The organism is Kitasatospora sp. NPDC029367 (assembly GCF_055569135.1).
Genome location: NZ_JBVHYH010000035.1, coordinates 3,578 through 20,777, shown reverse-complemented (window position 1 = coordinate 20,777; position 17,200 = coordinate 3,578). Strand labels below are relative to the sequence as shown.

The following is a 17,200-nucleotide window of genomic DNA, read 5'->3' as shown; positions in this document are numbered from 1 at the left end:
CCCTACTGCCCCTTGGCGCAAGGGCGTTCATCGCACTTTCAGGCGAGGGTGATCGCGTCCAGCGAGGCGGCCGTGGCGGCGCGGACGAGGGCCTGCATGAGGCGGAGGTCGGTGCCCTGTTCGGGGTGCCACTGGACGCCGACGGTGAAGCCGGGGCCCTCGACGGCCTCCACCGTGCCGTCCGGGGCGAGGGCGCTGACCCGCAGGCCGGTGCCGAGGCGGTCGACGGCCTGGTGGTGGAAGGTGGGCACCTCCAGCTCGGTCTCCGGCAGCAGTCCGCCGACCAGCGTGCCCGGCACCGGCCGTACCAGGTGGGCGCCGTAGCACCCCGGCGTGCCCGCGTGGACGTCCACGTCGAGGACGTCCGGCAGGTGCTGCACCAGCGTCCCGCCGCAGACCACGTTCAGCACCTGCATGCCCCGGCAGATCCCCAGCACCGGCATGCCCGCCGCCAGGGCGCCGCGCAGCAGGGCGACCTCCCAGACGTCGCGTTCCGGCGAGTCGACGTCCGTCAACGGGTGGGCGGGTTCCCCGTAGTACGCCGGGTCGATGTCCGGTCCGCCGGCGATGACGAGGGCGTCGAGCCGGGCCAGCGCCTCGGGGGCGCGCTCGGGGGCGTCGGGCGGGAGCAGGACGGCGATCCCGCCGGAGTCCTGCACGTAGGCGGTGTACCGCTCCGGCACCAGGGCGACGCGACGGCCGCGCCAGTCGCTCCAACTCGCGTCCACCAGGTAGGTGCTGACACCGATGAAAGGCCTGCGATCCATGGCGCGCATTCTCCCCCCGTACCGTCCGGTACTTCGTCAATCACGCACGTCGGCGCGCCACACCCGTCCGCCCTCTTCCGCCCCGTGAGCCGCAGGCCGTACGGTTCGCTGTGACCGCTTGATCTCGAAGAGTGATCGTGGAGGAGGAGGGTTTCGGCATGCCCGAGAACGCCATGCCCGAGAACGCCCCCGGGGGTTCGCGGCCCCGGCCGCCACTGACCCTGGACGAGCTGCGCGTCCTGGTGGACGCGGGCGAGGTGCACACCGTCGCGCTTGCCTTCACCGACATGCAGGGCCGGCTGCAGGGAAAACGGTTCGCCGCCCGATTCTTCCTCGACGAGGTCGCGGAGCACGGCGCCGAGGCCTGCGACTACCTGCTCGCCGTGGACGTCGACCTGAACACGGTGGACGGCTACGCCTTCTCCTCCTGGGCCACCGGCTACGGCGACTTCGCGATGCGCCCCGACCTCGGCACCCTGCGGCTGACGCCCTGGCAGCCCGGCACAGCCCAGGTCACCGCCGACCTGGCCCGGCACGGCGGCCACCCGGTGGACGCCGCCCCGCGCCAGCTGCTGCGCCGCCAGCTCGCCCGGCTCGCCGAGTACGGGCTGACCGCCGACATCGGCACCGAGCTGGAGTTCCTGGTCTTCCGCGACACCTACGAGCAGGCCTGGCTGGGCGGTTACCGCGGCCTCACCCCGGCGAACCTCTACAACGTGGACTACTCGATGCTGGGCACCGCCCGGGTCGAGCCGCTGCTCGCCCGGATCCGCAACGAGATGGCGGGCGCCGGGCTGACCGTCGAGTCCGCCAAGGGCGAGTGCAACCTCGGCCAGCACGAGATCGCGTTCCGCTACTCCGACGCCCTCACCACCTGCGACCAGCACAGCGTCTACAAGACCGGCGCCAAGGAGATCGCCGCCCAACAGGGCTGCGCGCTCACCTTCATGGCCAAGTACGACGAGCGCGAGGGCAACAGCTGCCACATCCACCTGTCGCTGCGCGACGCCGTCGGCGCCCCCGCCTTCGCCGACCGGGACGGCCGGATGACCGACACCATGCGGCACTTCCTGGCCGGGCAGCTCGCCGCGCTGCGCGAGTTCAGCCTGCTGTACGCGCCGAACATCAACTCCTACAAGCGCTACCGCCCGGGCTCCTTCGCCCCGACCGCCGTCGCCTGGGGCCGGGACAACCGCACCTGCGCCTACCGGGTGGTCGGCCACGGCCCGGCCCTGCGGATGGAGAACCGGGTGCCCGGCGGCGACGTCAACCCGTACCTCGCGGTGGCCGGGATGATCGCGGCCGGACTGGACGGCCTGCAGCGCAAGCTCGACCTGCCCGCGCCCTGCCTGGGCAACGCCTACGGGGTGGAGGAGTACGCCCGGGTGCCCGGATCGCTGCGCGAGGCCGCCGACTTGTGGGCGGGCAGCGAACTGGCCCGGACGGCCTTCGGCGGCGACGTGGTCGAGCACTACCTGAACATGGCCCGGGTCGAGCAGGCCGCCTACGACGGGACCGTCACCGACTGGGAGCGCTACCGCTCCTTCGAACGGATGTGAGCCGTGACCGATTCGACGAGTGACGTCCGCAACCCCGCCACCGGCGAGCTGCTCGCCACCGTTGCGGACACCACCGCCGAGCAGCTGGACGCGGCGGTCCAGCGCCCGGTGAAGGCCCGGACGCGCTGCGCCACTTCACCGAGACCGAGAACGTCTTCATCCACACCGAGGAGTGACGGTCCATGACCGAGCAGGACGACATCGTCTGCCGCCGCCTGGTCGGCCGCACCGCCGTGGTCACCGGCGCGGGCAGCGGGATCGGCCTGGCCGCGGCCCGCCGGCTCGCCTCGGAGGGCGCCAAGGTGGTCTGCGCGGACCTGGACGAGGAGAGCGGACGGGCCGCCGCCAAGGCGGTCGGCGGGCTGTTCGTGCACACCGACGTCACCGACCCGTACATGGTGGAGGCGCTGTTCGACGAGGCGTACGAGACCTACGGCAGCGTGGACGTCGCGTTCAACAACGCGGGCATCTCCCCGCCGGAGGACGACTCGATCCTGACCACCGGGCTGGACGCCTGGCGCAAGGTCCAGGAGGTCAACCTGACCTCGGTCTACCTGTGCTGCAAGGCCGCGCTGCCGTACATGCGGCGGCACGGGCGCGGCTCGATCATCAACACCGCCAGCTTCGTGGCCCGGATGGGCGCGGCCACCTCGCAGATCTCGTACACCGCCTCCAAGGGCGGGGTGCTGGCGATGTCCCGGGAGCTAGGCGTGCAGTTCGCCCGGGAGGGCATCCGGGTGAACGCGCTGTCGCCCGGGCCGGTGGACACCCCGCTGCTGCGCGAGCTGTTCGCCGCGGACCCGGAGCGGGCGGCCCGCCGACTGGTGCACATCCCGCTCGGCCGGTTCGCCCGGGCCGAGGAGATCGCTGCCGCGGTGGCCTTCCTGGCCAGCGACGACTCCTCGTTCATCACCGCGAGCGAGTTCCTGGTGGACGGCGGCATCTCCGGGGCGTACGTCACCCCGCTGTAGGCCCGCGCCCCCGGCCCGCCGGGGCTTCTCACCGTAATCTCATCGAAAACCTCCGGAATTCCCGGTTGCGCTGATTTCGCGTTTATCCGGCTACCTTTAGATTCTTTGCTGTGAGCGAGCAGATTCCCGCCGGGTGGTACCCGGACCCGAAGAACACCGGCGACCCGAGACCGCAGCGCTGGTGGGACGGCAAGGGCTGGACGGCCGACACCCGGCCCGCACCCTCGGACGCCCCGCAGCCGGAGTCCCCGGCCGCCGCGGCCCCGGGGCCGGAGACGGCCGAACAGCCCAGGGTGCTGGAGGGCGAGGTCCTGGACAGCGGCCCGGCGGTCCGCTACCCGGAGCCGCCGCCCTTCGGCACCGGCTACGGGGTGCCCGGTGAGGTGCCGCGCAAGCCGCGCCGCAAGCCGTCCAAGCTGGTGGTGGCCACCGTCGTGGCCGCCGTGCTCGGCCTGGGCGCCGGCTCGGGGATCACCTACCTGGCGATGGACGGCCACGACAACGGCCGGCCGCAGCGCAGCGCCGCCCGCAACCAGCCGGCCCCGAACGGCGACGGGTCGTTCGGCTTCCCCGGCTTCCCCGGCTTCGGCGGCGGGAGTGGCGGGAGCGGCGGGAGCGGGGGCAACGGCGGGAAGGGCAACCCCGGCGGCGGCAACGGCAGCGGGAAGTCCAAGCCGGGCGCCAACAAGGCGATCGACCTGGTGAACGGACTCACCCTGCCCACCCCCTCCGGCTGGCAGGCGGGCACCACCAACGACGGCTACGCCGCGCTCACCGTCGGTGCCTACAAGTGCCCGGACGGCACCGACAACTGCACCCTCGGCGGGGTGAACACCGGCCGGATCAGTGGCGGCGGCACCGACGCCCAGGCGGCGGCGAAGGCCGACATCGACAAGGCCGTCAAGGAGTCCTACGGCGACGTCACCGGCCACCAGGAGCTCAAGTCCGAGGCCGTGAAGGTCAACGGGAAGGACGGCTACCTGGTCCGCTGGAAGGTGGACGCGGCCAAGGGCAACAGCGGCTACGTCCAGACGGTGGTCTTCCCGACCGCGGACGGCAAGGCGCTGGTCTCGGTGCACTTCGGCTTCGACATCGCCGACAAGGCACCGGACGTCGGCGTGATGGACACCATCGTGAAGGGCATCACCGACTTCAAGGGCAAGATCCCGGGTGTCCCCGGTCTGCCCGGCCTGCCGGGCGGCGGTTCCGGCACGGGCGGCGGTTCCGGCAGCGGCTCCGGCAGCAGCCCGGACGGCAGCCCCGACGGCTCCGGTACGGCCACCACCTGAGTCCCCCGCTCCTCACACCGCGACGGCCCGCCCGGGAGGAAGTCCTCCCCGGCGGGCCGTCGCCGTGCACCTCGGGGTGCAGGCGCAGGGGGAGCCACGGAACCGGACCGGACGGGGGTGGGCCGGCCCGGCCCCGCGTCGTCCGGCGTCAGGAGTCGCGTCGAACAGCCTCGACGCGACGGCGCCGGAGTACCATGCCCGCCCAGCCGACCCCGAGCGCGGCGGCACCGGCGAGCAGCAGCGGACCGGTGGCGGAAGTGCCGCCCACGGCCGCCGAGGTGGTCGGGAGGGGCTGGCCGGCCGGGGCGTTCGGGTCCCCGCCGTGCCCGTGGTGGGCGACCGTGGACTTGGGGGCGTCGGCCGCGATCTGGGCGTCGCTGGGCGCGGCCGGGGCGGCGAACGAGGAGACGGCCGGGGCCCCGGCGGCGGTGCCGGACTTGCCGAAGTCGACGTCCGAGCAGCTGTAAAACGCCTCCGGGCTGTCGCTGCGCTGCCAGATCATGTAGAGCAGCTGGCGGCCGGTGCGCTGCGGCAGGGTGCCCGGGTAGGTGTAGTACCCGTTGGTGGCGGTCCGGTCGACCTGCACCTGGGCCACCGGGGTCGGGTCGAGGTCCGACCACTTGAGCGGCTTGGTCGGGTCGTAGCCCGGCTTGGTGATGTAGACGGTCTGGGTGCCGAGGTGCGGCGCGGTGGTGCGGAACTGGAAGGTGAAGCTGCCGGCGCTGACCGGGGTGGCCGGCCAGTCGGTGCGGGGCCAGTCCAGGGCCGCGTACTTGTCGCGGTTGGCCGAGCAGAGCTTGCCGTCCGGGATCAGCGCCTGGTGGTTGCCGTTGGCGTTGGCGATGTTGACCTCGTTCCAGTCGTACAGCGGCTGGGTGCCGCTCGCGGCGACGAGGTCCTTGCAGACCTGGGACACCGGGTGCTCGGGCCCCTCGGCGTAGCAGGCGGCGATCCGGCTGACCGGCCCGGTCATGGTGCCGTGGGCACCGGCGGTGCCGGCGGTGGTCGCGGCCACCGCGAGGACCGCGGCGCCGACCACGCCGACGGACAGGGCACTTCGCTTGATGGACATGGGGTGGGGACTCCTTGGCCGTCGTTCCGGGCGGGTGTGGGGGAGCGGACACGCCTGCCCGTCCGGGGGCCGCCGGCCCGGATCGCGGCCCTCGGCCAGAGCGTAGGATTGGTCTGGACCATAAGGCAATAGCCAGGCGTGATGCGGTTGTTGACTGACCGTAGGCTCCCGAGCAGCGCAAAGGCCCGATGGGACACCGGGGTTAGGTGTTCCATCGGGCCCGCTTAAGGCTGGGGAAAGGTCAGTTCTGCACCTTGTTGATCTTGCCGGCCTGGATCACGTTTCCGTTGCTGCCGCCGCTGACTGTGTTGTAGATGTACGTCGATCCGGGCTCCTGCCGGGGGGTGAACTCCGCCAGGATCTCCCGGAGTTCCTCCGCCGCCTCCGGGTGCTCGCGGAACAGCCGGCGCAGCCGGGTGCGCAGTACGGCCGTCTGGTCCGCCAGGGCGTCCTCGTCGTCGCCGGCCTCCACCACCTCGGCCCGGATCACTTCCAGCTCGGCGCTCGTCGCCTCGTCCTCCTCGCCGCGCCCGAACATCCGGGAGACCCGCGAACTGACCTGCTGCCAGGCCGCGGTGGCCATCAGCCCGGCCAGTGAAGAGGCGCCCGACGTCACCATCTGCTGGACGATCTCGGCTTCCATGCTGCTCCCTCGTCGTTCTTCGTGTCGGCACCACGGTAGGGCAGGGCCGGACGAACCGTCAGAGGAACGTCTTCCCCTCGCCCCGGTAGGTGGGGACGGTGCGGACGATCCGGTCCCCCTCGATCAGGTGCAGTTCGGCGAAGCGCTCGCACAGCTCGCCCGCCTTGGCGTGCCGGAACCAGACCCGGTCGCCGATCAGCAGGTCGTCGGCGGCCGGGCCGATCAGCGGGGTCTGCACCTCGCCGGCGCCCTCCATCGGGTCGTACTGCAGGCCCAACGGCAGGTACGGCACGGGGGCGCGGTCCGGTCCGATCGGGCCGGAGGCCGGGTAGCCGCCCCCGAGCACCGTGACCACCCCGACGCCGGGGCGGCGCACCACGGGCTGGCCGAACAGGGCGGCCGGGCGGCCCCGGAAGGCGCGGTAGTTGTCGAACAGCTGCGGCTGGTAGAGCCCCGAGCCGGCGGCGACCTCGGTGACAGCCCGTTCGGCGGCGGTGGACTCCACGCTGCCGGTGCCGCCGCCGTTGACGAACTCCAGCTCGGTGACCTGTCGCAGCCGCCGCACCACGGCCGCGCGCCGCTCGGCCAGTTCGGTCCGGGCCCGGCTCTGCATCAGCCGGACCACCTGCGAGCGCACCGGCCGCCCGGGCACCCGGTCCCCCACCCCGGCCACGTGCCCCTCGTACGCCATCAGGCCGACCACCCGGAACCCGGGCCGGCGCTGGACGAGTTCGGCGAAGGTGCCGAGCTCCTCCGGGGTGCGCAGCGGTGAGCGCCGGGCGCCGACCCGGACCCGGCCGCCGAACAGGTGCAGCGCGGTGTCCAGTTCCAGGCAGACCCGGACCTCGGCGTCGCCGGTGCGGGCCTTGTCGACGAGGTCCAGCTGGGCCGGGTCGTCCAGGACGACGGTGACCCGTTCGGCCAGGTCCTGGTCGCCGGTCAGTTCGGCGTAGCCGGCGCGGTCGGTGGAGGGGTAGGCGAGCAGGACGTCGCGCACGCCGGTGCGGGCCAGCCAGAGCGACTCGTCCAGGGTGAAGGTCATCACCCCGGCGAAGCCGTCCACGGCCAAGGCCCGGTCCAGCAGGGCCCGGCAGCGCAGGGACTTGCTGGCGAGCCGGATCGGCTTGCCGCCCGCCCGGCGCACCAGGTCGGCGGCGTTGGCGTCGAAGGCGGCGAGGTCCACGACGGCCACCGGCCCGTCCAGATGGGCGGTGGCCCGGTCGTAGCGGTGCCGGTCCGTGACAGGGGTACGCGCAACGAGGATGGGCATGGGCGCAGGGTGCCACAGTGCGCTACCGGTGGGTAGAGGCTGTGTGCACGGAAATGTAGAGGGCCTGGGCACGGAAATGCGGGCGGTGCGGGCCGGTGGCATAGGGTCGGCCGGGTGGACCGCAAAGACTTCTCCAACCCGGCGTTCGTCGGCAAGAGCATCCCGAATCCCGGCTTCTCCGACGACGACGGCACGGCGGACGCGGCCCTGACCGCGGCCCTGGCCCGCTGGTCGCAGGACCGTACGGCCGAGCCCGAGGTGCTGGCGGCGCTGACCCCGACCCGGCTGATGGTCCCGATCGTGGCCGTCCTGGGTGAGGTCGAGGTGGACGAGCACGGGCACAAGCACGACAAGTCCAGCGACATGGCCGTCCCGGTGCTGGAGGCCCCGGACGGGCGCCGCGCGCTGCCCGCCTTCACCTCGCTGGAGGCGCTCACCCGCTGGCGGGCCGACGCCCGCCCGGCGCCGACCGCGGCCCCGCAGGCGGCGATGGTCGCCTTCTCCGAGCGCGCCGACACCCTGCTGGTCGACCCGGCCGGGCCGGTGCCGTTCCTGCTGTCCGGCGCCCGGCTGCGGGCGCTGGCGGAGAACCGGCCGTACCTGCCGCCGGTCCGGGACCCGGACGTGCGGGAGGCGGTCCGGGCGCTGCTGGCGGCCGAGCCGCAGGTGGTCAGCGGGCTGCTGGCGCCTTCGGAGGACTCGGACGGGGTGCTCGCGGTGGTGTTCGACCCGGCGCTGGACCAGGCGGGGCTGCAGGAGGCCGCGCAGCGGGTCGGCCGGGCGGTGGCCGGGGACCCGGTCCTGCGGGTGCGGCTGGACCGGGGGCTGGACCTCGCGGTGCTGCCGGCGAGTGCCCAGCTGCCGGGGGAGCCGCTGTACCGGCGGTAGACACGACGAAGGGCCGCCACGTACGAAATTTCGTACGTGACGGCCCCGGCCGGATCCGTCTCAGCTGTAGACCGGCCCGGTGAACTTCTCGCCCGGCCCGGTGCCCGGCGCGTCCGGCACCAGCGAGGCCTCGCGGAAGGCCAGCTGGAGCGAGCGCAGCCCGTCGCGCAGCGGGGCCGCGTGGAAGTTGCTGATCTCCGGGGCGCCGGCGGTGACCAGCCCGGCGAGCGCGGTGATCAGCTTGCGGGCCTCGTCCAGGTCCTTGTCCTTCTCGCCGCCCTCGGCCAGACCGCACTTGACCGCGGCCGCGCTCATCAGGTGCACCGCGACGGTGGTGATCACCTCGACCGCCGGGACCTCGGCGATGTCGCGGGTGAGGTCGTCGAAGCCGATCGCGTCGTCGTCCGTGCCGGGGGTCTGGGTGGGCTCGCTGCTCAAGGGGGGCTCGTTCCGTCGTGCGGTGTGGGTACAGGTGGAGCGTACAAGGGGGGCCGGAACGCGCGGGGAGGGCCCGGGAGGCCCCGGGTGGGCAGTGCGCCGCGCCGGAGTCCGGCGGAACCGGGGCGGAATAGCGTTCGACAGCGCGACGCTGTAAGCTTCGAGACTGACCGGCCGGGATCCCGCATGGGCGCCTGGCCAGCAAGTGGAGGCTCCACTCAGGAGGCCCGAGAGGGCAACCGCGAAAGTCTCCCACCTGGTCGACCTCGCGGTCGACGGGTCCCGGTCCGCGACGGGCGCCGAGGCGCCGAGTCGCCCGCAGCGTCCCTCACCGGACGCAGCCCCCGGTTGTGTGGAGCCCCGCTTGTACCGAGCGGGGCTTTTTTCGTGTCGCGGTGCACGCGGTGCCGAGAGGCATCGGGCAGCGCAGCACGAATGAAGCCCCGCCCAGTGGTCGAGTCCACTACGTGCGACCGCCGTCCGACGGCCGCATCGCAGAAGGTGCAACCGAGGAGGCCCCATCAGCACCGAGCCCCGCATCAACGACCGGATTCGCGTTCCGGAGGTGCGACTCGTCGGTCCCAGCGGCGAGCAGGTCGGCATCGTGCCGCTTGCCAAGGCGCTGGAGCTTGCGCAGGAGTACGACCTCGACCTGGTCGAGGTCGCGGCGACCGCCCGGCCGCCGGTGTGCAAGCTCATGGACTACGGCAAGTTCAAGTACGAGTCGGCCATGAAGGCCCGTGAGGCGCGCAAGAACCAGGCGCACACGGTCATCAAGGAGATGAAGCTCCGGCCGAAGATCGACCCGCACGACTATGACACCAAGAAGGGTCACGTCGTCCGGTTCCTCAAGCAGGGCGACAAGGTCAAGATCACGATCATGTTCCGTGGTCGTGAGCAGTCCCGCCCCGAGCTGGGCTTCCGTCTGCTGCAGCGGCTCGCCGACGACGTCCAGGACCTGGGCTTCGTCGAGTCCTCGCCGAAGCAGGACGGCCGGAACATGATCATGGTTCTTGGCCCGCACAAGAAGAAGACCGAGGCGATGGCCGAGGCCCGCGCCCTCGCGGACGCCCGCAAGGCCGAGCGACTGGGCCGGACCCCCGGCTCCGACGCCGCCGCGGACGACGACGCGGTGGCCGAGGACCTGGCCGCCGAGGACCAGGTGGCCGACGACGCCGTGACCGAGGCGCAGGACGCCCCGGCCGAGGCGCCGGCCGCCGAGGCCGAGGCCCCGGTCGAGCAGCCGGCCGCTTCCCAGGGCGCCTGAGCCGCAAGGCTCACGGAGGTCCGGGGGTCGGCCCCCAGGGTGACAGGGCGTCCCGCCCGGTCACCACAGATCCATCCAGTTCACGCCCGCGCGGCGCAGGTCGCGCGGGCGTGGACGGGACTGACGAGGAGATACGGCGAAATGCCGAAGCAGAAGACGCACAGTGGCGCCAGCAAGCGCTTCAAGATCAGTGGCTCTGGCAAGGTGCTGCGCGAGCGCGCCGGCCGCCGCCACCTCCTGGAGCACAAGCCCTCGACGCTGACCCGCAAGCTGGCCGGGACCGTCGAGCTGGCCCCCGCTGACGCCAAGAAGATCAAGAAGCTTCTCGGCAAGTGATCGCCCTCCCGCCCGGTGCGAGCCGTGCGGGGCAGCTGATCCTTCCCGACCCATTCGAATGACGGACCACGTGAAGTAGTCCGTGGTCCAACCCAAGGAGTAATCAAGTGGCACGCGTCAAGCGGGCAGTCAACGCCCACAAGAAGCGCCGGGTCATCCTGGAGCGCGCCAGCGGCTACCGTGGCCAGCGCTCGCGCCTGTACCGCAAGGCCAAGGAGCAGGTCACCCACTCGCTGGTCTACAACTTCAACGACCGCAAGAAGCGCAAGGGCGACTTCCGTCAGCTGTGGATCCAGCGCATCAACGCTGCGGCCCGTGCCAACGGCATCACCTACAACCGCTTCGTGCAGGGCCTGAAGGCCGCCAGCGTCGAGATCGACCGCAAGATGCTGGCCGACCTGGCCGTCAACGACCCGGGTGCGTTCGCCTCCCTGGTCGAGGTCGCCCAGAAGGCGCTGCCGGCCGACGTGAACGCCCCGAAGGCCGCCGCCGACGCCGCCTGATCTTCCGAGATCGGTTGAGCTCTGACCGGACCCGCAGGCTCTCCTGCGGGTCCGGTTCTGCGTTCCCCCCTCAACAAGCCTCCGTCAGCCGCCAGCGCCTCCAGAGAACGAGACCATGTCGAGCACCGAGACCCCCCTGCTCACCTCCCTGCGCTCGCCGCGGGTCGTCGCCGCCCGCCGGCTCGCCAAGCGGAACCAGCGCACCAAGGAGCGCCGCTTCCTGGCCGAGGGCCCGCAGGCCGTCCGGGAGGCCGTCGCGTTCGGCCGGCTGCCGGGGACGGACGAGCGCGCCGTGGTCGAGGTGTACGTGGGCCTGGAGGCCGCCGAGCGGCACGCGGACATCGTCGAGGCGGCGCTGGCCGAGGGGGTGCCGGTGCTGACCGCCACCGACGAGGTGATCGCCGACATCTGCGACACGGTGACCCCGCAGGGGATCGTGGCGCTCTGCCGCTTCATCGACACCCCGTTCGCCGAGGTCCTGGCGGCCCGGCCGAAGCTGGTGGCGATCCTCGCCCATGTGCGCGACCCCGGGAACGCCGGGACGGTGCTGCGCACCGCCGACGCGGCCGGTGCGGACGCCGTGGTGCTCACCGACGCCTCGGTGGACCTGTACAACCCCAAGGCCGTCCGGGCCTCCGTCGGCAGCCTGTTCCACCTGCCGGTGGCGGTCGGCGTGCCGGTCGAGGAGGCGGTCGGGCAGCTGCGCGCGGCCGGGGTGCGGGTGCTCGCCGCGGACGGCGCGGGGGAGCGCGACCTGGACCGGGAGCTGGACGAGGGCACCCTGGGCGCGCCCGGCGCGTGGGTGTTCGGCAACGAGGCGTGGGGGCTCCCGGAGGAGACCCGCGCGCTCGCCGACGAGGTCGTGCGCGTCCCGATCCACGGGCACGCCGAGAGCCTCAACCTGGCCACCGCCGCGGCCGTCTGCCTGTACGCCTCGGCCCGGGCCCAGCGGTCGCCCGGCGGCTGCCGCTCCAACGGCTGACACACGCCCGGGCGCGCGGCGTTCTCACGTTGCAAGCCCTACTGCGGGGGCCTGGGAGGCGCTAGGGTCTGCCTCGGTGGGGGGAACGGCACGGTGGGTAATCGGGGAGGCAACCCATGGTCGGCAGCGGACCCGAGCTCGACCCGGACGACCTTCCGGACGGCCTGGTGGTCGCCGACGCGCTGGGCCGGGTGGTCCGATTCAACCGGGCCGCGGCCCGGCTCACCGGCGTGCTCCCGGAGGCCGCGCTGGGCAGCGCGCTGGAGGACGTCCTGCCGCTGGAGGACCTGGACGGCCGCCGCTGGTGGCAGCTGACCGACCCGTACGGCGGCCTGGCGATCCGCACCCGCCAGCCCGAGCGCAACCTGCTGCTGCCCGGCGGCCGCGAGGTGCTGGTCTCCGCCCGGTACGTCCGGGCGGTGCCCCAGGGGCCGCTGGAGCGCCTGGTGATCGCCCTGCGCGGGACGGAGGCCCGGCGCCGCACCGAGCGCAGCCACGCCGAGCTGATCGCCACCGTCGCGCACGAGCTGCGCTCCCCGCTGACCAGCGTCAAGGGCTTCACGGCGACGCTGCTGGCCAAGTGGGAGCGGTTCACCGACGGGCAGAAGCGGCTGATGCTGGAGACGGTGGACGCCGACGCCGACCGGGTCACCCGGCTGATCGCCGAGCTGCTGGACATCTCCCGGATCGACGCCGGGCGGCTGGAGCTGCGCAAGCAGGTGGTCGACCTGGCGGCCGCGGTGCGTCGGCACGTCGAGCGCAAGGTCGCCACCGGGATCCCGGAGGAGCGCTTCGACATCCGGATCGGCGAGCCGCTGACTGTGCTGTGGGCGGACCCGGACAAGGTCGACCAGGTGCTGGCGAACCTGCTGGAAAACGCGGTGCGGCACGGCGAGGGAACTGTCACCATCGAGGTGGCACCGGCCAAGGAGGTCGTCGAGGCGCCCGTCTGGGAGCGCCCCGGCACCCCTCCCCGCATCGTGGAAGGCACCGCGGTCACCGTGAGCGACGAAGGAAGCGGCATCCCCGAGGAGTCGATGCCGCGCGTCTTCACCCGTTTCTGGCGGGGCTCCAAGCGCGGCGGCACCGGCCTGGGGCTCTACATCGTCAAGGGCATCGTGGAGGCCCACGGCGGCTCGATCCGGGTCGACCGCGCCCCCGGCGGCGGGGCCAGGTTCCGATTCATCCTGCCCGCCGGCGTACCCGACTTCATGCTCTGAGAGAGCGTGGACGACAGACACAGCAAGCTGTGATCGGTGGCCGGGCGGGCTTGACGGCAGCCGCGCTACGCGCTGCGACTACACTCGACCTTTGGCGTTGCGCAACGCCCTGTGCGGCTGTGCCGCGGACGCCACTCCCCGTGAGCACGGAGAACGGACGCCCGCGCCCCGGCCCCGCCGGGCGTGACGCGAAGGCGAGCCCACACACCTGAGCACGGACGAGCAGGAGCACGGGAAGATAGAGATGTCGGCACCCAACAAGTCGTACGACCCGGTCGAGGTCGAGGCCCTCAAGCCCGAGGTGGTGGAGCAGGCGCGGGACGAGGCGATCGCCGCCTTCGCCGCCGCCGGCTCCCTGGACGAGCTGAAGCAGGCGAAGGTCGCCCACACCGGCGACCGTTCCGCGCTCTCGCTCGCCAACCGCGAGATCGGCGCCCTCCCGCCGCACGCCAAGGCCGCCGCAGGCAAGCTGATCGGCCAGGCCCGCGGCGCCGTCAACCAGGCCCTGGCCAAGCGCCAGGCCGAGCTGGAGGCGGAGCGGGACGCCCGCGTGCTGGTCGAGGAGGCGGTGGACGTCACGCTGCCCTACGACCGCGCACCGCGCGGCGCCCGGCACCCGCTGACCACGCTGGCCGAGCGCATCGAGGACACCTTCGTCGCGATGGGCTACCAGGTCGCCGAGGGCCCCGAGGTCGAGGCCGAGTGGCTGAACTTCGACGCCCTCAACCTGGGCCCGGACCACCCGGCCCGCTCGATGCAGGACACCTTCTTCGTGCAGGCCCCGGACGGCTCCGCCGACTCCGGCGTGGTGCTGCGCACCCAGACCTCCCCGGTCCAGGCCCGCACCCTGCTCCACCGCGAGCCCCCGGTCTACGTGGTCTGCCCCGGCCGGGTCTACCGGACGGACGAGCTGGACGCCACCCACACCCCGGTGTTCCGCCAGGTCGAGGGCCTCGCCGTCGACGAGGGCATCACCTTCGCCGACCTCAAGGGCACCATCGAGGTGCTGGTCGAGAAGCTGATCGGCGGCGGCCTGGAGCTGCGCTGGCGCCCCTCGTACTTCCCGTTCACCGAGCCGAGCGCCGAGATCGACCTGCAGTGCTTCGTGTGCCGCGGCGCGAGCGTCGGCAACCCGGACCGCCCGTGCCGCACCTGCTCCTCCGAGGGCTGGATCGAGCTCGGCGGCTGCGGCGTGGTCAACCCGCGGGTGCTGGTCGCCTGCGGCGTGGACCCGAACCGCTACAGCGGGTTCGCCTTCGGCCTGGGCCTGGAGCGGATCCTGATGAATCGTCACAACGTCGCCGACATGCGCGACATGGTCGAGGGTGACGTGCGCTTCACCCTCCCGTTCGGGATGGAGATCTGATGCGCGTCCCGCTTTCCTGGCTGCGCGAGTACGTCGACCTTCCGGCCGGCGAGACCGGCCGTGACGTGGCCGAGCGCCTGGTCCGGGCCGGCCTGGAGGTCGAGACCGTCGAGCAGCTCGGCGCCGACCTCAAGGGCCCGCTGGTGGTCGGCGAGGTGCTCTCCATCGAGGAGCTGTCCGGCTTCAAGAAGCCGATCCGGCACTGCTTCGTCAACGTCGGCGACGCCAACGGCACCGGAGCGCCGCAGGAGATCGTCTGCGGCGCGACCAACTTCGCCGTCGGCGACAAGGTCGTCGTGGTGCTCCCGGGCGCCGTGCTGCCCGGCCCGTTCCCGATCGCGGCCCGCAAGACCTACGGCCACACCTCGGCCGGAATGATCTGCTCCGCCCGCGAGCTGGGCATGGGCGACGACCACAACGGCATCATCGTGCTCCCGCCGGAGTACGAGCCCGGCACGGACGCCATCGAGCTGCTCCAGCTGGTCGACGAGGTGCTGGACATCGCCGTCACCCCGGACCGCGGCTACTGCCTGTCGATGCGCGGCGTGGCCCGGGAGGCCGCCGCCGCGTACGGGCTGCCGCTGGCCGACCCGGCGCTGCTCGACGTGCCGCCGGCCAACTCCTTCGGCTACCTGGTCAAGGTCAGCGACCCGGCCGGCTGCGACCGCTTCGTGGCCCGTACGGTCGTCGGCGTCGACCCGACCGCCAAGTCCCCGATCTGGCTGCAGCGCCGCCTCCAGAAGGCGGGCATCCGCCCGATCTCGCTGACCGTCGACATCACCAACTACGTGATGCTGGAGGTCGGCCAGCCGCTGCACGCCTACGACAAGCAGCGGGTGAGCGGCCCGATCACGGTCCGCCGGGCGGAGGAGGGCGAGACCCTCACCACCCTCGACGGGGTCGAGCGCAAGCTCGCCGCCGAGGACCTGCTGATCTGCGACACCAGCGGCCCGATCGGCCTGGCCGGGGTCATGGGCGGCGCCTCCACCGAGATCCTCGACCCGGCCGCCGGCCCGGGCACCACCGAGGTGATCATCGAGGCCGCGCACTTCGACCCGGTCTCCATCGCCCGCACCGCCAAGCGGCACAAGCTGCCCTCCGAGGCGTCCAAGCGCTTCGAGCGCGGCGTCGACCCGGAAGCCGCCCGCGCCGCCGCGCAGCGCGCCGTCGACCTGCTGGTGCTGATCGCCGGCGGCACCGCCGAGGCCGGGGTCACCGACATCGCGGCCCCGCACCCGGTGCGCACCATCACCATCGCCGCCGACCTGCCGGACCGGGTCGCCGGGACGGTGTACGGCCGCGAGACCGTCACCCGGCGCCTCCAGGAGATCGGCTGCTCGGTCGCGGGCGCCGACGTCCTGGAGGTCACCCCGCCGACCTGGCGGCCCGACCTCACCGACCCGTACGACCTCGCGGAGGAGGTCATCCGGCTGGAGGGCTACGACAACGTCCCCGCCCGGATGCCGAACGTCCCGCCGGGCAAGGGCCTGACCGAGGCGCAGCGCGTCCACCGCCGGATCGGCGTGGCGCTGGCCGGGGCCGGCTACGTCGAGGTCAACAACTACCCGTTCCTCGGCGAGGCCGCCTTCGAGGCGCTCGGCCTGGAGCCGGACGACCGCCGCCGCCGTACGGTCAAGCTGGTCAACCCGCTCAACGACGAGGAGCCGGCGCTGCGCACCACGCTGCTGCCGGGCCTGCTCGGCGCGCTGCGCCGCAACATCGGCCGGGGCAACACCGACCTGGCGATCTTCGAGACCGGCACGGTGTTCCGGCCCAAGGACGAGCTGAGCGTGGCCCCGCGCCCGGCCGTCGACCACCGGCCGAGCGACGAGGAGCTGGCCGCGCTGGACGCCGCGCTGCCGGACCAGCCGCGCCGGGTCGCCGTCGCCCTCGCGGGCGAGCGGCTGCCGTCCGGCTGGTGGGGCAAGGGCGAGCAGGCCTCCTGGGCGGACGCGATCGAGGCGGCCCGTACGGTGGCCCGCGCGGCCGGCGTCGAGCTGAACGTCGTCCAGGACCAGCACGCGCCCTGGCACCCCGGTCGCTGCGCGGCACTGGTCGTCGCCGGGACCGACCGGCTGGTCGGCCACGCCGGTGAGCTGCACCCGCGCGTGGTCAAGGCGCTCGGCCTGCCGGCCCGGACGGCGGCGATGGAGCTCGACATCGACCTGCTGACGGCCGACGGCCCGGTGAAGGTCGACGGCCCGGCGGTCTCCGGCTTCCCGGTGGCCACCCAGGACGTCGCGCTGATCGTCGACACCGCCGTCCCGGCCGCCGAGGTCGAGGCCGCGCTGCGCTCGGGCGCGGGCGAACTGCTGGAGGCCATCCGGCTGTTCGACGTGTTCACCGGCGAGCAGGTCGGCGAGGGCAAGAAGTCGCTGGCCTACGCGCTGCGCTTCCGTGCGGCCGACCGCACCCTGACCGCCGACGAGGCCACCGCCGCCCGCGAGGCGGCCGTCGCCGAGGCCGTCAGCCGCACCGGTGCGGTGCTGCGCGGCGCCTGATCCCGTCAGGGCCTGTCGAAGGGCCCCGGGGGGGGGGGGGGGGGGTGGGGGGGGGGGGGGGGGTTTTTTTTTTTTGGTGTGTTTTTTTTTCTTCCTTTTTTCTTTTTTCCCCTCGACCACAGAAAGAG

16 protein-coding genes are annotated in these 17,200 nt (G+C 72.9%); 11 read left to right on the top strand and 5 right to left on the bottom strand.

All coding sequences use genetic code 11. The features are described from left to right. Positions 1–38: 38 nt before the first annotated feature. The gene (locus ACZ4W5_RS20075; RefSeq protein ID WP_360230240.1) at positions 39–767 is read right to left on the bottom strand and encodes a gamma-glutamyl-gamma-aminobutyrate hydrolase family protein; all 729 of its coding nucleotides are present in this window, start codon (positions 765–767) and stop codon (positions 39–41) included. Between the two features lie 158 nt (positions 768–925). Between ACZ4W5_RS20075 and ACZ4W5_RS20070 the strand changes: the two genes are divergently transcribed. From ACZ4W5_RS20070 to ACZ4W5_RS20060, 3 genes are all read left to right on the top strand, one after another. Next, on the top strand, positions 926–2,326 hold the full coding sequence (locus tag ACZ4W5_RS20070; RefSeq protein ID WP_360230238.1) for a glutamine synthetase family protein: 1,401 nt from the start codon (positions 926–928) through the stop codon (positions 2,324–2,326). Positions 2,327–2,508: 182 nt separating this feature from the next. Then, a complete protein-coding gene (locus tag ACZ4W5_RS20065; protein ID WP_465655906.1) occupies positions 2,509–3,297 on the top strand; it encodes a 3-oxoacyl-ACP reductase in 789 nt (262 codons plus the stop codon). A 110-nt stretch (positions 3,298–3,407) separates the two neighbouring features. Further along, positions 3,408–4,586 carry a DUF2510 domain-containing protein gene (locus ACZ4W5_RS20060; protein ID WP_465655904.1) on the top strand — a complete coding sequence of 393 codons (1,179 nt, stop codon included), beginning with the start codon at positions 3,408–3,410 and terminating at the stop codon, positions 4,584–4,586. A 148-nt stretch (positions 4,587–4,734) separates the two neighbouring features. Here the strand turns inward: ACZ4W5_RS20060 and ACZ4W5_RS20055 are convergent, their stop codons facing one another. From ACZ4W5_RS20055 to ACZ4W5_RS20045, 3 genes are all read right to left on the bottom strand, one after another. Continuing rightward, positions 4,735–5,658, bottom strand: a complete 924-nt coding sequence (locus ACZ4W5_RS20055) for a lytic polysaccharide monooxygenase auxiliary activity family 9 protein (protein WP_465655903.1) — start codon at positions 5,656–5,658, stop codon at positions 4,735–4,737. Between the two features lie 241 nt (positions 5,659–5,899). Next, positions 5,900–6,301 carry a hypothetical protein gene (locus ACZ4W5_RS20050; protein WP_360230228.1) on the bottom strand — a complete coding sequence of 134 codons (402 nt, stop codon included), beginning with the start codon at positions 6,299–6,301 and terminating at the stop codon, positions 5,900–5,902. Positions 6,302–6,359: 58 nt separating this feature from the next. Next, positions 6,360–7,571: an alanine racemase gene (locus tag ACZ4W5_RS20045; protein ID WP_465655901.1), complete on the bottom strand. Its 1,212-nt coding sequence runs from the start codon at positions 7,569–7,571 to the stop codon at positions 6,360–6,362. Between the two features lie 114 nt (positions 7,572–7,685). Between ACZ4W5_RS20045 and ACZ4W5_RS20040 the strand changes: the two genes are divergently transcribed. Further along, complete coding sequence (locus ACZ4W5_RS20040) at positions 7,686–8,459, top strand: SseB family protein (protein WP_465655899.1); 774 nt, start codon at positions 7,686–7,688, stop codon at positions 8,457–8,459. Between the two features lie 60 nt (positions 8,460–8,519). Here ACZ4W5_RS20040 and ACZ4W5_RS20035 read toward each other — a convergent pair whose 3' ends face one another. Next, positions 8,520–8,897, bottom strand: coding sequence for a DUF1844 domain-containing protein (locus tag ACZ4W5_RS20035; protein ID WP_360230223.1), 378 nt, complete (start codon positions 8,895–8,897; stop codon positions 8,520–8,522). 520 nt (positions 8,898–9,417) lie between these two features. Here ACZ4W5_RS20035 and infC point away from each other — a divergent pair. From infC to pheT, 7 genes are all read left to right on the top strand, one after another. Then, entirely contained in the window at positions 9,418–10,164 is a 747-nt protein-coding gene (gene infC / locus ACZ4W5_RS20030) for a translation initiation factor IF-3 (protein WP_360230381.1), read from the top strand. A 141-nt stretch (positions 10,165–10,305) separates the two neighbouring features. Next, the gene (rpmI, locus tag ACZ4W5_RS20025) at positions 10,306–10,500 is read left to right on the top strand and encodes a 50S ribosomal protein L35 (RefSeq protein WP_030055648.1); all 195 of its coding nucleotides are present in this window, start codon (positions 10,306–10,308) and stop codon (positions 10,498–10,500) included. Between the two features lie 107 nt (positions 10,501–10,607). After that, positions 10,608–11,003 (top strand): 50S ribosomal protein L20, encoded by a 396-nt coding sequence (gene rplT, locus ACZ4W5_RS20020; protein ID WP_030055649.1) that lies wholly within the window; start codon positions 10,608–10,610, stop codon positions 11,001–11,003. 115 nt (positions 11,004–11,118) lie between these two features. Continuing rightward, positions 11,119–11,985, top strand: a complete 867-nt coding sequence (locus ACZ4W5_RS20015; protein WP_360230221.1) for a TrmH family RNA methyltransferase — start codon at positions 11,119–11,121, stop codon at positions 11,983–11,985. A gap of 116 nt (positions 11,986–12,101) precedes the next feature. Further along, positions 12,102–13,205, top strand: a complete 1,104-nt coding sequence (locus ACZ4W5_RS20010) for a sensor histidine kinase (protein WP_360230219.1) — start codon at positions 12,102–12,104, stop codon at positions 13,203–13,205. 244 nt (positions 13,206–13,449) lie between these two features. Then, positions 13,450–14,571, top strand: coding sequence for a phenylalanine--tRNA ligase subunit alpha (gene pheS, locus ACZ4W5_RS20005; RefSeq protein WP_360230217.1), 1,122 nt, complete (start codon positions 13,450–13,452; stop codon positions 14,569–14,571). Next, positions 14,571–17,072, top strand: coding sequence for a phenylalanine--tRNA ligase subunit beta (gene pheT / locus ACZ4W5_RS20000; protein ID WP_465655897.1), 2,502 nt, complete (start codon positions 14,571–14,573; stop codon positions 17,070–17,072). The genes pheS and pheT overlap by 1 nt, the downstream gene beginning before the upstream one ends. Positions 17,073–17,200 lie beyond the last annotated feature (128 nt).

What these genes read in the sequence shown, in the direction of transcription:
- ACZ4W5_RS20070 (WP_360230238.1), top strand. Translation starts at nt 926, where the DNA reads ATGCCCGAGAACGCCATGCCCGAGAACGCCCCCGGGGGTTCGCGGCCC.
- ACZ4W5_RS20075 (WP_360230240.1), bottom strand. Translation starts at nt 767, where the DNA reads ATGGATCGCAGGCCTTTCATCGGTGTCAGCACCTACCTGGTGGACGCG.
- pheT (WP_465655897.1), top strand. Translation starts at nt 14,571, where the DNA reads ATGCGCGTCCCGCTTTCCTGGCTGCGCGAGTACGTCGACCTTCCGGCC.
- ACZ4W5_RS20010 (WP_360230219.1), top strand. Translation starts at nt 12,102, where the DNA reads ATGGTCGGCAGCGGACCCGAGCTCGACCCGGACGACCTTCCGGACGGC.
- pheS (WP_360230217.1), top strand. Translation starts at nt 13,450, where the DNA reads ATGTCGGCACCCAACAAGTCGTACGACCCGGTCGAGGTCGAGGCCCTC.
- ACZ4W5_RS20045 (WP_465655901.1), bottom strand. Translation starts at nt 7,571, where the DNA reads ATGCCCATCCTCGTTGCGCGTACCCCTGTCACGGACCGGCACCGCTAC.
- rpmI (WP_030055648.1), top strand. Translation starts at nt 10,306, where the DNA reads ATGCCGAAGCAGAAGACGCACAGTGGCGCCAGCAAGCGCTTCAAGATC.
- ACZ4W5_RS20055 (WP_465655903.1), bottom strand. Translation starts at nt 5,658, where the DNA reads ATGTCCATCAAGCGAAGTGCCCTGTCCGTCGGCGTGGTCGGCGCCGCG.
- ACZ4W5_RS20065 (WP_465655906.1), top strand. Translation starts at nt 2,509, where the DNA reads ATGACCGAGCAGGACGACATCGTCTGCCGCCGCCTGGTCGGCCGCACC.
- ACZ4W5_RS20050 (WP_360230228.1), bottom strand. Translation starts at nt 6,301, where the DNA reads ATGGAAGCCGAGATCGTCCAGCAGATGGTGACGTCGGGCGCCTCTTCA.
- ACZ4W5_RS20015 (WP_360230221.1), top strand. Translation starts at nt 11,119, where the DNA reads ATGTCGAGCACCGAGACCCCCCTGCTCACCTCCCTGCGCTCGCCGCGG.